The 12,561-nt window shown below is 32.6% G+C and carries 14 protein-coding genes; 10 read left to right on the forward strand and 4 right to left on the reverse strand.

Annotated elements, in window-relative coordinates:
• The first annotated feature begins 46 nt into the window (after positions 1 to 46).
• The 4 genes from DKT72_RS11760 (at position 47) to DKT72_RS11775 (ending at position 4,139) form a co-directional block, all read left to right on the forward strand.
• Positions 47 to 865 carry a tetratricopeptide repeat protein gene (locus DKT72_RS11760; RefSeq protein WP_111308941.1) on the forward strand — a complete coding sequence of 273 codons (819 nt, stop codon included), beginning with the start codon at positions 47 to 49 and terminating at the stop codon, positions 863 to 865.
• Between the two features lie 85 nt (positions 866 to 950).
• A complete protein-coding gene (locus DKT72_RS11765) occupies positions 951 to 2,723 on the forward strand; it encodes a BatD family protein (RefSeq protein ID WP_111308942.1) in 1,773 nt (590 codons plus the stop codon).
• 1 nt (position 2,724) lies between these two features.
• A complete protein-coding gene (locus DKT72_RS11770) occupies positions 2,725 to 3,474 on the forward strand; it encodes a tetratricopeptide repeat protein (RefSeq protein ID WP_111308943.1) in 750 nt (249 codons plus the stop codon).
• A 38-nt stretch (positions 3,475 to 3,512) separates the two neighbouring features.
• Positions 3,513 to 4,139 (forward strand): carbonic anhydrase, encoded by a 627-nt coding sequence (locus DKT72_RS11775; RefSeq protein WP_111308944.1) that lies wholly within the window; start codon positions 3,513 to 3,515, stop codon positions 4,137 to 4,139.
• A 33-nt stretch (positions 4,140 to 4,172) separates the two neighbouring features.
• On the opposite strand, the gene DKT72_RS11780 is transcribed toward DKT72_RS11775, so the two are convergent.
• From DKT72_RS11780 to DKT72_RS11790, 3 genes are read right to left on the reverse strand one after another with little or no spacing between them, the layout of a single operon-like run.
• On the reverse strand, positions 4,173 to 4,622 hold the full coding sequence (locus DKT72_RS11780; RefSeq protein ID WP_111308945.1) for a DoxX family membrane protein: 450 nt from the start codon (positions 4,620 to 4,622) through the stop codon (positions 4,173 to 4,175).
• A gap of 2 nt (positions 4,623 to 4,624) precedes the next feature.
• Positions 4,625 to 5,242, reverse strand: coding sequence for an HmuY family protein (locus DKT72_RS11785; protein WP_111308946.1), 618 nt, complete (start codon positions 5,240 to 5,242; stop codon positions 4,625 to 4,627).
• A gap of 12 nt (positions 5,243 to 5,254) precedes the next feature.
• Positions 5,255 to 7,339 carry a TonB-dependent receptor plug domain-containing protein gene (locus tag DKT72_RS11790; RefSeq protein WP_111308947.1) on the reverse strand — a complete coding sequence of 695 codons (2,085 nt, stop codon included), beginning with the start codon at positions 7,337 to 7,339 and terminating at the stop codon, positions 5,255 to 5,257.
• 104 nt (positions 7,340 to 7,443) lie between these two features.
• Between DKT72_RS11790 and DKT72_RS11795 the strand changes: the two genes are divergently transcribed.
• Positions 7,444 to 8,349, forward strand: coding sequence for a DUF6607 family protein (locus DKT72_RS11795; RefSeq protein WP_111308948.1), 906 nt, complete (start codon positions 7,444 to 7,446; stop codon positions 8,347 to 8,349).
• Between the two features lie 38 nt (positions 8,350 to 8,387).
• Positions 8,388 to 8,735: a DUF6686 family protein gene (locus DKT72_RS11800; RefSeq protein WP_111308949.1), complete on the forward strand. Its 348-nt coding sequence runs from the start codon at positions 8,388 to 8,390 to the stop codon at positions 8,733 to 8,735.
• Here the strand turns inward: DKT72_RS11800 and DKT72_RS11805 are convergent.
• The gene (locus DKT72_RS11805; protein ID WP_111308950.1) at positions 8,722 to 9,261 is read right to left on the reverse strand and encodes a CvpA family protein; all 540 of its coding nucleotides are present in this window, start codon (positions 9,259 to 9,261) and stop codon (positions 8,722 to 8,724) included. The genes DKT72_RS11800 and DKT72_RS11805 overlap by 14 nt on opposite strands.
• 58 nt (positions 9,262 to 9,319) lie before the next feature.
• On the opposite strand from DKT72_RS11805, the gene DKT72_RS11810 reads away from it, so the two are divergent.
• The 4 genes from DKT72_RS11810 (at position 9,320) to DKT72_RS11825 (ending at position 12,559) form a co-directional block, all read left to right on the forward strand.
• Complete coding sequence (locus tag DKT72_RS11810) at positions 9,320 to 9,676, forward strand: hypothetical protein (protein WP_111308951.1); 357 nt, start codon at positions 9,320 to 9,322, stop codon at positions 9,674 to 9,676.
• A 98-nt stretch (positions 9,677 to 9,774) separates the two neighbouring features.
• A complete protein-coding gene (locus tag DKT72_RS11815) occupies positions 9,775 to 10,794 on the forward strand; it encodes a phenylalanine--tRNA ligase subunit alpha (protein ID WP_111308952.1) in 1,020 nt (339 codons plus the stop codon).
• Positions 10,795 to 10,917: 123 nt separating this feature from the next.
• Entirely contained in the window at positions 10,918 to 11,415 is a 498-nt protein-coding gene (locus DKT72_RS11820) for a GbsR/MarR family transcriptional regulator (protein ID WP_111308953.1), read from the forward strand.
• A gap of 10 nt (positions 11,416 to 11,425) precedes the next feature.
• The gene (locus DKT72_RS11825) at positions 11,426 to 12,559 is read left to right on the forward strand and encodes an efflux RND transporter periplasmic adaptor subunit (RefSeq protein ID WP_111308954.1); all 1,134 of its coding nucleotides are present in this window, start codon (positions 11,426 to 11,428) and stop codon (positions 12,557 to 12,559) included.
• Positions 12,560 to 12,561: the final 2 nt, after the last annotated feature.

Raw genomic sequence — 12,561 nt, forward strand, 5'->3', positions numbered from 1 at the left:
ACAAAAAACCAATGTTTTATATCTTGGTATAATGAATAAAAGAATAATGAACAAATCAATTTTTATATTAGTATTAATGATAACGTCGTTTTCTTTTGCACAAGAAAAGGAAGACGTGAAGGCGATAAGAAAAGCCAATAATTATGTGTATGAAGGCAATACACTATTAGCTGATAAAGATGATTTTGTTTCCGCTGAGATGGCCTATAGAAAAGCTATTTCAGAGCAGCCAAATACCACGGCAGGAATCTATAATCTAGCAAATTCCTATTACAAAACAAAAAATTACGAAGAAGCATTCTATCGTCTAGAGCAAGCTGCTAAAAACGCTACTTCCAAAGATGAAAAGCACAAAGCTTTTCATAATATGGGAAATGTTTTAATGGAAAATAAAAAGTGCAAAGAAGCTGTTGAAGCATATAAAAATGCCTTAAGAAATGATCCTACAGATGAAGAAACACGCTATAATTTAGGTTTAGCAAAAATATGTGCAGAGCAACAAAAAGATCAAAATAAAGACGACCAAAACAAAGACGATAAAGATAAAAAGGATCAAGACAAAAAGGACGATAAAGATAAAGGAGATAATAAAGACGATAACAAAGACAAAGGCGACAAAGATAAAAAAGAAGGCGACGACAAAAAAGATGAGGATGGAAAGCCTAAAGATGAGAAAGACAACAAAGGTAAAGGAGACGAAGATAAGAAAGACCAACAGCAACCTAAGCCACAACCAGGACAACTGTCTCCTCAGCAAATAAAAAATATTTTAGAGGCCATGAACAACCAAGAACAAAAAGTTCAGGAAAAAGTGAATGCGGAAAAACAAAAAGGTGTTAAAGTAAAAACAGATAAAGATTGGTAAAACGAATTAGGATTTACAAACCACGAATTGAGATTTTACTATAAGTTATATTCGTGATTCGTAATTCAAAAATCGTAAATGTATGATGAAACTAACAAAACACATATCATTATTACTCATAATACTTGCAACGAGTATTACGTCTGCTCAAATAAAATTTGAAGCAAAAGTCAGTAAAAATAGGCTTGGTGTTAATGAGCGATTACGAATTGATTTTGAAATGAATCAAGACGGCGATAATTTTAATCCTCCTAGTTTTTCAGATTTTACAGTTATTGGCGGCCCCAATCAATCGGTCAGTAATTCATGGATTAATGGGGTGCGATCTTTTAATAAAACATATAGTTATTTTTTATCACCAAAAAGGCAGGGAAGTTTTACTATTAATCAGGCCACAATAAATATAGATGGACAGACGTATAAAACAACTCCCATAAAAATTGAGGTGACTTCTGCGGTTGAAATTCCTAAAGATCCTAATGACCCAAACTATTTAGCGCAGGAAGGAATACATTTAGTAGCCGAAGTTTCAAAATCAGATCCATATCTAAACGAAGCCATTACAGTTGTTTATAAACTTTTTGTGTCACCAAATACAGGGGTTGAAAACTCTCATGAAATAGACAGTCCTAGGTATAATGATTTTTGGAGTCAGAATATTGATACACAAGATCAAAGATTTCAAATGGGTACCTATAATGGTGAGGAATATCGTTATATAATTTTACGTAAAACTATATTATATCCTCAAAAAACAGGCAAGTTAGATATTGAACCTTTAACGCTTGATATTGGAGTTCAAGTACCAACAAATAGGCGAGACATTTTTGGGGGGAGAATGATGGCTCGAGTAAACAGAACCATATCTGCAGGGAGTAAAACCATTAATGTTAAGCCATTACCGGAAACGGGCAAGCCACTTAATTTTACAGGTGCTGTTGGAAATTTTAGTTTCAAAGTGTCTACTACAAAAACACAGTTGGATGCCACAGAATCTTTACAAGCTAAAGTTGAAGTAACAGGAAATGGAAATTTAAAATTATTTAATTTGCCAAAACTAACCTTGCCAAGCTCTCTAGAGGTTTATGAACCTGAGCATAATGAAAATGTTAGAACTGATTTGGCAGGTATGCAAGGAAGCATTGCAGATACTTATACCATAGTGCCTCAATACAAAGGGAAATATCCTATTCCAAGTATTTCGTTTTCGTATTTCGATTTAAAAACAGAAAGTTATAAAACCTTAAATTCTGATGAAATTGTTATTGATGTTTTAAATGGACCTGCATCGGGTTCTGTTGTTAGCAGCAATCAAAATCCGGCAAACACAAAGCAACAGGTTGTTTTAAATAAAGACCAATTTGCATATATAAAAACGAATGCCGATTTTTCATCTACGACCTCAAGTTATTTTTTTAAAACACCTTTGTTTTGGAGCACTTTGTTATTGCCTTTTTTAGCGATTCCGTTAGCGATTGTTATAAGAAGGAAAAAAGCAGATAGAGATGCCGATGTTTATGGGAATAGAATACGAATGGCAGATAAATTGGCTAAAAAATATTTAAGCAATGCTAAAAAAGCACTGGGTAAAAAAGAAGAGTTTTACATTGCTATGGAAAAAGCGTTGCACAACTATTTAAAAGCTAAATTACATATAGAAACTAGCGAATTAAGTAAAGATAGAATCAACAAATTACTTTTAGAAAGAGGGGTTGAAGCGGAAACGATGGCAGATTTTAATCATATAATGCAAAACTGCGATTTAGCTAGATATACGCCCATTACTGCGGTAACCATGCAAGAAGATTATGAGAAAGCAGCAAAAACCATTTCATTAATTGATAAACAAGCCCGATAAAATGAAGCACCTATTTTACATTATGGCCCTATTGTTTAGCACCATTAATTTTGCTCAAAATAATGCCTTGTTTGAAAAAGGTAATACACTGTATAATCAAGGGAGATACAATGAAGCCATTGATGCTTATAAAACGATTTTAGATTCAAAAAATCATTCAGCAGAATTATATTATAATTTAGGTAACGCCTATTACAAATTAAATGAAGTGGCACCTAGTATTTATTATTATGAAAAGGCGTTGCAGTTAGCACCAAATGATGCAGATATAAAAAACAATTTAGCCTTTGCTAAAAACATGACTATTGATGCTATTGATGCTATTCCAGAAGGAGGGGTGTCAAAATTCATAAAAAGCACAACCAATTATATGACGTTTGATGGCTGGGCAAAAACATCTATTGTTTTGGTTCTATGTTTTGTAGTTTTATTTTTAATCTACTATTTTGCATATTCTACATTAAGAAAACGATTAGCTTTTATGGCTAGCATGGTATCATTATCTCTATTGGCTATTGTACTATCATTAGCGTTTCATAAATTCAATTTAGATAAAAGTAATAAACCCGCTATTGTTTTTTCACAAGAAAGCAAAGTAAAAGCAGAGCCTAATTTAAGAAGCGAAGAAGCGTTTATATTACACGAGGGTACTAAAGTACAGGTTTTAGATACCGTAAAAAGTTGGAAAAAAATTAAATTGCCTGATGGAAAAACAGGTTGGATTCCTAAAGAAGATATTAAAGCTCTTTAATTATTTTAGCTATCTTTAACTCATACAATTTTATATGAATGAATTTAAATAAAGTATTCGAAAACAACGAAGCTTGGATTAAAGAAAAGCTAGATAATGACAAAAATTATTTTGAGGATTTAGGTAAAGGCCAAAATCCAGAACTTTTATTTATTGGCTGTTCAGATAGTCGAGTTACGGCTGAAGAACTTATGGGACTTGGTCCTGGAGATGTATTTGTGCACCGCAACATCGCCAACATGGTTATCAGTATAGACCTGAATGCCATGTCTGTTGTTGATTATGCCGTAGATTTTCTTAAGGTAAACCATGTAGTGGTTTGCGGGCATTATGGATGTGGGGGCGTTAAAGCAGCTATGCAGTCTGCAGATTTGGGGATTTTAAATCCGTGGCTGCGTAATATTAGAGATGTGTATAGAATTCATAAAAATGAATTGAACAATATTGATGATGAGGAAAAAAAATACGACCGCTTAGTTCAGCTTAATGTAAAAGAGCAATGCGTAAACCTTATTAAAACGGCGGCTGTTCAAAAAGCCATTAGATCTAGAGGATTACAGGTACATGGCTGGGTGTTTGATGTTCATACAGGAAAACTCATCGATTTAAAAATAGATTTTGTGAAGTATTTACAAGACATTATGGAGATTTATCATTTAGATTAAATAAAAAAGACCACTTTAAAGTGGTCTTTTTTATTATATAGGTTTCATCCAAAGTAAGTGCTTCCATTTTTCTTTTTCTTTTAAAACAAGGGCCATATTTATTCCAAATAATGAGCTTGTTAAAATTAACTCATTAATATCATCTGCTTCAAGGAATAAATGAAATAGAAAAATATGTAATGTAATTGGGAGCAAAAAAAGGGAACCTATTAAAGATGTGTATTGAATTATTATAAGCAATCCAAAAAGAAGTTCGCAAAAGCCAAGAACCTGCCAAAAATAGCCTGTTTGTTTGGCACCGCTTATATATAATATTTTTTGAAGTGTAGATTCTTTTTCGGGCGTTGAAAATTTATTGGCCTTTCCCAATACTTCAATAGGTGTAATGGGAGGCGATTGGAATTTTTGCACGCCTCCATAGATCATAAATCCGCCTAATATCAAACGAAATATTATAAATGTGATACTAATGTATTTATTCATGATTAAAATGTTGTAATGCCTTCATTTGGTTGATATACATATTTAAATGTAAAGTATCTAGATTCATCAGTTAATCCGTCAGGATTCTCAGGAGCATCTTTATAATAACTTAATATTTCAACTTTTGCATATTTACCATCATGTGTTTTAATAACTAATACTTTACCTGGAGTTGGTGTAATTACATGTTTTGGTGGTCCAGAATATGTATACCATCCAGTTATGACATAGCCTTTATCTGAATCCTCTTTTAATAAAGCGGTATTCACTTTTGTAATTCCTCCTAATGTGCTATCAGCTATATAGCCAGATGCCTCACCAGTTCTATCGGGTTCATCAGTTGTCCCTAATGAAGTACCACCATTTAAGATTATTGAGGTTCCTCTAAAAGCAATATCCCATTCAGTTTCACTTGTGGTTGCTTGCCCTGTTGAAAAACTAAACTTTGTGAAAGCACCTGAGATATCCTCTCCAGATCCTTGACCACCAGATTGTGGAGCATGTAAATTTGATATCGTTTCAGATTCTATCACTAAAAAAGGGGCGTCGTCGTTATCATCACTACACGATAATATGCTAATAAAAAGTACTGCTAATGTGAAAAATTTGATTGTTCTCATAATATATATTGGTTAAAAATTAATATTCAATTTGCCATAGAAAATTCTACCAGAAATGTTACTTATGTTTTGTGTGTCGGTAAATCCTAAAACATTGTCAATTCCTAACCCTAATTGGTAGTTTTTAAAGAAGGTTTTGTTTATTGCAAAATCCCAAATACTATAGCCTTTTATAAATTCGTCATAAGTATCTAGGTAAGAATTTCCATTGGTATCATACAAACCATATTTGCTTCGGTAAGTACCCCGGATATTGGCATCTAAATGCCATTTTTCTACAGTATAAAAGATTTTAAAATTTGCCATATGTCTTGAGCGATTATACAATCCGAAATAGTCTTGTTCTTTTAGTTGGAAAGAAGAAGAGCTAGGAGTTAATCGCGCATATACGTTCCCATTTTTAAAGGCATCTTCAGCAGCTGTATCTTTTGCAAATAATAATTGATAGCCACCTGAAATTTTTATGTTAGTTGCTGGTTTCCAAAGCGTGTTAAGCTCAACGCCTTGTGTGTAAACTTTATGAACATTATAATAACTAAATACATTTTGCCCATTGATTTTGTTGGCTACTACGCGCGTATCTATTAAATCGTGAATGTTATTTCTGAAAATATTTAAATTGAATTTTAAATTTGAATAAAGAGTATAATCGATACCTATATTAATACTTACTGAATTTTCCGGATTTAATTCATCTTCAAATTCAGAAAGAGGAACAATAATATTAGCAATTTGCCCTTCATCTTCCATTTCAGGAAGTTTTGTAGTTACGGCGTTATAGCCTAAAACTGTGTAACCTACAATGGCATTACTGAAATCAAAATATAATTGTCTAAAATCGGGAGCCTTAAAACCATAGCCCACAGATCCTTTTACAGCAATTTTATTTGATAATTCATAACGTAATGCTGTTTTAGGACTGAATTGCGATTTATATTTATTGTGGTTATCAAAACGAGCACCAAGAATGATATTTAATTTGTCATTCGGATTCGTGTCGTATTGTAAATATATATAAGGTGAATTAAATTCAGGTTGCGAAGAAAAATCAGTTCTAATTAAGGTCTCATGATTCCAGCCTAAACCACCAATAAAAGTGCTTTTTTCAGAAGGTATATAAATGCCCCTAGCTTCTGGACGAATTAATAATTGGTTGAAATCAGTTTCACTAAACCTGGAATTGTCAGGATTGTTTAAAAACTCATTTGCTTTATATCTCGTTGCATAAAACTCAAAATAACTGCTCCACTTTTTGTTGTAAGTATGGCTTAATTTTAAATGGGTATTCCATTCGTTTATTTTGCTTTCTCCTTTTAAGTTTTCCGAAGCCACATAATCTTGATTTTGGGTATAATATCTCCCTGAGATAAACAAATTTGTCTTATCATTAAAATTGAAATCAAGTTTTGTATTAAATGTGTAATTGGAATAAGGTTCAACGGTTTTTAATTCATCTTCGGTATTTAAATCATATCCACCGCTCTGAAAACCATTAATAAAACTAGTTATTGACATTTTTTCTTTTTTATAACCTAAGTTCATGCTATTATCATAGGTGCCAAATGATCCCGATCTAGAGTTTAAATCAGCATTAAATCCATTTTTAGGATTTTCAGTAATGATATTTATAACACCACCAAGCGCATCACTACCATACAAACTTGAAGAGGCTCCTTTAACAATTTCAATTTGTTTTATGTTCCCTACGGTAATCCTACTAATGTCTAAAGTGCCAGCAGAGCGCCCAATAAGAGGCACACCGTCAATAAGTATTAAGGTATATTGAGCGTCCAAACCTTGCAATTGGATACCTTCTCCGCCCCCAAAATCGGGAACAGTTATAAGTCCAGTTTGCTCGTTTAAAATATCATTTAGCCTTAGAGAATTAATGCTATGGATTTCTTTTTTAGATATTAATAGGGCTGGCAATGGTAAAGAAGATAATTGTCTTTTGGTTCTTGTAGCAGTAATAATAACGTCTTCTAATTTTTCTGTTTTAGTTGAGTCTTGAATGATTGTATTCTTTTCTTGTGAAAATAATAGGCAACTAAAAAAAAACAGAAAAAATATTAAAATATTATTTTTATTTAGACTCATTCTATATAAATTTGTCGCAAATATATAAGTTATTTTTATTTAATCTAAATAAGAACAAAATAAATTTTAAATTTTAACAACCATAATCAAACCCTTAAAAAAGAATGAAACGAGTAACACTTTTAGCTGTTTTTGCACTAGCATTCATTAGTAATAGCCATGCCCAAAACAAAAAAAAACAAGATCAGAAAGCCATTAAAAGTATGTGTGGATGTTATGATGTAAGCTTCAATTTTGCTGAAACATTTCAATATTCCAACGACCCTAACTACAAACCATCCCCAGTGAAACATGATAAAGGTTTAGAGTGGGTACAATTAGTAGAAGATTCAGACAACAAAATAGTGATGCAACATCTCTTAATCGTTGGAAAAGCAGATAATCCATACATTGTAAAGCATTGGAGACAGGATTGGCTTTATGAAAATACCGATTTGTATATATATAATGTTAATAATACATGGAAATATATAAGCCTTCCCAAAGAGCGGGTAAAAGGACAGTGGACACAGAAAGTATTTCAAGTAGATGACAGCCCAAGGTATGAAGGTTCAGCAACTTGGATACACGCCGATGGTAAAAGCTATTGGGAAAATACAACCGATGCCCCATTGCCACGACGCGAACACACCATACGCAACGATTACAATGTGATTGTAAGAACAAATAAACATGAAATTGTTAAAGAAGGCTGGATTCATGATCAAGATAACAGCAAGGTAGTAAGAAAAGAAGGAGAGAACGATTTTGTTCTAGCTGAAGAAAAAGGATTTGATAACTACAGAAAAGTTGATGATAGTTATTGCAAAGCAGCTCAAAACTGGTGGAAAGAAAATCAATCTACTTGGGCAAAAGTAAGAGCCAAATGGGATGGTGTTTTTAACAGAAACAAAGATATAAGTTTAGAAACCGCCGTTGATGGAAAACCTTTATATGATTATTTGTTCTCTGATGATTTCTCAAATAAAGAAGATGATATAAATAAAACCATTGATGCCTTTATAAAATAGGTTTAAAATGAATGAATTAAGCTCAAAATAAATGTCATATGTGCCATAGTCTTGTAACAATTTCAAAAGTAAAAAGCGGTGAACTTACATTCTGCAACACTTGTAACAGCTATCATTTAGAATTTAATAATCTATATTTTGAGCTTAATTCCATTCAATTTATAAAATTGAAAAATTTCCTTTTAGAAATTGATATTGCATATTGGGAAATTAATTATGCCCATACAGGATTTAAACGAAAAATACCCATTACTTCCATGAATCAAAACATTGTCTTAATGTTTAATAGACAGGAAATAGAAGAGTTAAAAACATTGGTTTTAAAAAAGAAAACAGCTCTTTTTTTAAATGTTGACGATATAGATTATCAGTTTATTTTGAATTAGTGTCCTCTAATTCGTCTTCATTTAATTCTTCACCTATTGGTTTACCGTTAACAATAATATTAGGAAAAATCATGGGGACTAAAGATTTTATAGGGTTGTAAAGCACAGATTGGTCTTTGTCATTATCATTTACAAACATAATATTAGCATGCATTTTATCTAAAACAATTAAGAACACACTTAATATTAATGCTAATTTTAAACCACCAAAAGCAGCTCCAAATATTTTATTGACTAAGCCCAACATAGCAAAATCCGCTAATTTTGTTAAAGCTTTGCCCGCTAAAGAAATTATTAAAACAATGATTACAAAAGTCGATATAAGAGCCACAATATTAACGGTGTTTTCCTCCCATTCCACTTTATCTTTTAAAAATGAAGCTGTAAAATTACTAAAATGGAATGCCCCATATATTCCGGCAATTAAAGCAACAAGAGAGGCCAATTCAACAAAAAAACCACGTATAAAACCACGTATCAGTCCTAAAATCAACAAAGCAAGTAAGCCAATATCTAAAACACTCATATTATAAATATTTTTATCAAATATAAGTTAACTTTGCCACTTTATAAAGTGCAATAAAATGGCTAGAGACGAACAATTAAAAGAACGCTGGGATTTGGTAGTAAAAAAACTATCCAATCAATTTGCAGATGGAGATACTTTAGATTTGGATGCTATTATTTATTTAATAGGTATACAAGAACTTGGGCAATTAGACAAAACATTTAAAAAAGACCAAAAGTTAGATTTAATGCATATTGCCATTTGTAAGTTGCTAAAGCCTTACGGTTATTACGAATTGGATTTTGTAGATAATGAAGGTTGGCCACATTACAAAGCATTAGCAACCTTACCACACTTAAAAGCTGGAGAACAAGCTGTTTTAATGAAAGAAGCCATTGTTAACTATTTTTTAGAATCCAATTTCATTAATTAGTTTTGCAATCTGTTTAATTTTCCACAGATTACTTCATCGTTTCCTCCTTATAATGACGATAATTTAATTAAATTTGCCATCATTTTTGAATTGATATTATGATACATAAGATAAAAGAACTTATAGCTGAAGCCGAAGCCTTTAAAGCACAATCCAAAGAAGAGATTGAAGCTTTCAGAATAAAGTATTTAGGAAAAAAAGGATTGCTTAATGACTATTTTGCCGAGTTTAAAAATGTAGCAAACGAACAAAAAAAGGAATTTGGTCAAGTTATCAATACGCTTAAAAAAACGGCTGAAGATAAAGTGAATGCCCTAAAAGAAGAGTTAGAAAGCAAAGAAGTCGTAAAAGGTATTTACAACGATTTATCTCGTCCTGGTGAACCCATTCAAATTGGAGCAAGACATCCTATTTCTATAGTTAAAAATCAAATCATTGATATCTTTTCAAATATTGGATTTAATGTAAGTGAGGGACCAGAAATTGAAGATGATTGGCATAACTTTACTGCTTTAAACTTACCTGAGTATCATCCAGCACGCGATATGCAGGATACGTTTTTTATTCAGACCCATCCAGATATTTTATTGCGAACGCATACCAGTTCTGTTCAAGTGCGTTATATGGAAAATAACCAACCCCCTATCCGTACCATTTCTCCAGGTCGTGTGTATAGAAATGAAGCGATTTCGGCGCGTTCTCATTGTTTTTTCCATCAAATAGAAGGCTTGTACATAGATAAGAATGTGAGTTTTGCAGACTTAAAGCAAACACTTCAATATTTCACCACCGAAATGTTCGGAAAATCTAAAATACGTTTACGTCCATCCTATTTTCCATTTACTGAGCCAAGTGCTGAAATAGATGTGTATTGGGGGTTGAGTACAGAAGCGGATTACCGAATTACCAAAGGAACAGGCTGGTTAGAGATTGGAGGTTGTGGTATGGTGGATCCCAATGTATTAGAGAATTGTAAAATAGATTCTAAAGAATATTCTGGTTTTGCTTTTGGTATGGGTATAGACCGTATTGCCATGTTATTGCACCAAATAAGCGATATTAGATTGTTGAGTGAAAATGATGTTCGCTTCTTGGAACAGTTTAAATCAGCACTATAGTTTTTAAATGAAGTTCATAAAAATCAACCGATTTTTAATCGGTTTTTTTATTTAACATTTATTTAACTTCGTTTGGTTCGGTTAGTTCCGAACTAATTGTACTTTTGCGAAAATTTTTTAAACATGATTACTTGTCAACATAGAGGTGCTCTTATTGAAAAGTTGGGAATTTTATTAGAAACTAAAGACCAATTGGCACCTGTCGCAGCTCGAATCAAAGCGTATATTATTCTTAAAGGAAAATCGGGAACCACATTTGAAGATTTGGTATCAGACCTATGTGCTAGTAAAAGCACTATTTCTACCCATTTGAATCATTTACATGATTTAAAGAAAATTGTCTATTTCACAAAACTTGGAGATAGAAAGAAATATTTCATTATCAATAAAGATTCTGTATGTCAAAACATTGATGCCATGATAGCATCTTGGGACAATGAAAAGGAGTTGCATCTTGAAATTAAAAAATATAAGGAAAAAGTGAATGCGTCTGGGGTTTTAGACGACGATTCAAAATTCGATTTAGAATTACATGACAATTTCATTGAATTTTGTGAAGAAGTCACAAAAGCAGTATTAAAATTACGAACAAAAATAGCAGAGAAAAACAATAAATTTTAACCAATCAATAATGAGAAATATCAACCTAAAATCAATACTAATTCCAAGTTTAACAGCGCTTATGTTATCAAGTTGCGGCAATAAAGATGCCAATCAACCAGCGGGACAAACTCAGGCGGCTGCCTTTCCAGTATCGCAATTGGAAAGTAAAACAGTAACGGGAAGTCAAGAATACCCAACCAATATCGAAGGCATCATAAATAGTGATGTACGAGCAAAAGCAACAGGCTACGTTCAAAAAGTATACGTAGATGAAGGCCAGAAAGTGCATAAAGGACAAATATTATTCAAACTGGAAACACAATCTTTAAGTCAGGATGCGGGTGCAGCCAAAGCAAGAATTAATGTTGCACAAGTTGAGGTTGATAAATTAATTCCTCTGGTTGAAAAAAATATCATCAGTCCTGTACAATTGGAAACGGCTAAAGCTAATTTGGCACAGGCCAAAGCCAATTACAGTAGTATTTCAGCAAACATTGATTATGCCACGGTAAAGAGTCCGGTCAACGGCTATGTGGGAGCCATTAATTTTAGAGAAGGTTCTTTGGTAAGTCCGAATGATGCCACGCCATTGACCACTGTCAGTGACATACAACAAGTATATGCATTTTTTAATTTAAACGAAGCAGATTATTTAAACTTTTTGCAAAATACCAAAGGGAAAAATTTGGATGAAAAAATCAAAAATTTTCCAGAAGTGAGTTTGTTATTGGCCAATGGAAATACCTATCCTGAAAAAGGTAAAATCCAAACAAGTACAGGGCAAATCAACCGAAGCACCGGAACAGTAAGTTTTAGAGCGCTATTTAACAACCCAAATCAATTATTAACCAATGGTAACAGTGGTAGAATTAAAATCCCTGTTGTGTATGAAGATGCCATAGTAATACCACAAGCGGCAACGCTAGATCAACAAGGTCATATTGTGATTTTTAAAGTGGGAGAAAACAACACGATTACATCTGCTTTAATCACTATTAAAGGTCGAGTTGATAATTTATATGTTGTAGAATCTGGCGTTAAGGCAGGCGATAAAATTGTAGTTACAGGTATTGGGAAGTTAAGAAATGACATGCCCATTACGCCACAAAACGTTCCTTTCGATAGTATTATTAAGCCCATTAGCCCATTATTTAAAAACTAGAA

Source organism: Confluentibacter sediminis (assembly GCF_003258355.1).
Taxonomy (GTDB): Bacteria; Bacteroidota; Bacteroidia; order Flavobacteriales; family Flavobacteriaceae; genus Confluentibacter; species Confluentibacter sediminis.

Coding starts and splice junctions, on each gene's coding strand:
- DKT72_RS11820 (WP_111308953.1), top strand. CDS start 10,918: ATGATTACTTGTCAACATAGAGGTGCTCTTATTGAAAAGTTGGGAATT.
- DKT72_RS11785 (WP_111308946.1), bottom strand. CDS start 5,242: ATGAGAACAATCAAATTTTTCACATTAGCAGTACTTTTTATTAGCATA.
- DKT72_RS11790 (WP_111308947.1), bottom strand. CDS start 7,339: ATGAGTCTAAATAAAAATAATATTTTAATATTTTTTCTGTTTTTTTTT.
- DKT72_RS11775 (WP_111308944.1), top strand. CDS start 3,513: ATGAATTTAAATAAAGTATTCGAAAACAACGAAGCTTGGATTAAAGAA.
- DKT72_RS11805 (WP_111308950.1), bottom strand. CDS start 9,261: ATGAGTGTTTTAGATATTGGCTTACTTGCTTTGTTGATTTTAGGACTG.
- DKT72_RS11765 (WP_111308942.1), top strand. CDS start 951: ATGAAACTAACAAAACACATATCATTATTACTCATAATACTTGCAACG.
- DKT72_RS11810 (WP_111308951.1), top strand. CDS start 9,320: ATGGCTAGAGACGAACAATTAAAAGAACGCTGGGATTTGGTAGTAAAA.
- DKT72_RS11815 (WP_111308952.1), top strand. CDS start 9,775: ATGATACATAAGATAAAAGAACTTATAGCTGAAGCCGAAGCCTTTAAA.
- DKT72_RS11825 (WP_111308954.1), top strand. CDS start 11,426: ATGAGAAATATCAACCTAAAATCAATACTAATTCCAAGTTTAACAGCG.
- DKT72_RS11800 (WP_111308949.1), top strand. CDS start 8,388: ATGTGCCATAGTCTTGTAACAATTTCAAAAGTAAAAAGCGGTGAACTT.
- DKT72_RS11795 (WP_111308948.1), top strand. CDS start 7,444: ATGAAACGAGTAACACTTTTAGCTGTTTTTGCACTAGCATTCATTAGT.
- DKT72_RS11770 (WP_111308943.1), top strand. CDS start 2,725: ATGAAGCACCTATTTTACATTATGGCCCTATTGTTTAGCACCATTAAT.
- DKT72_RS11760 (WP_111308941.1), top strand. CDS start 47: ATGAACAAATCAATTTTTATATTAGTATTAATGATAACGTCGTTTTCT.
- DKT72_RS11780 (WP_111308945.1), bottom strand. CDS start 4,622: ATGAATAAATACATTAGTATCACATTTATAATATTTCGTTTGATATTA.